Source organism: Bacillus sp. SIMBA_005 (assembly GCF_046535585.1).
Lineage (GTDB): Bacteria > Bacillota > Bacilli > Bacillales > Bacillaceae > Bacillus > Bacillus pumilus.
Map to the genome: position 1 here is coordinate 1 of NZ_JAWRWI010000607.1, position 262 is coordinate 262.

The window sequence follows — 262 nt, forward strand, 5'->3', positions numbered from 1 at the left end:
GGCACGCGCCGCGGCCACATCGCCCTGCGCCCAGCGCGCGCGTTGCCACTGGTCGAGCGCGTCGCGCTGCGCCGGATCGCGCAGTCGCGTCCGAAACGCATCCAGCGAGGCGGCCGGCGGCGTCACCAGCGCGCACAGCGCGGCGGAGACGTCGTCCTGGCCGCCGCTCTGCAACAGCTGCCGCAGCTGCAGCGGCGTTGTGCGCGGCGCGGTCGGCGCGGAACCGGCACGACGCGGCGCGGTGACGGCCGCGGACATCGAG

The 262-nt window shown here is 77.5% G+C and carries 1 protein-coding gene; it reads right to left on the reverse strand.

The features are described from left to right. Positions 1-262, reverse strand: a 262-nt coding sequence (locus SB660_RS21505; RefSeq protein ID WP_410584437.1) for a hypothetical protein, incomplete at both ends; no start/stop codon positions are given.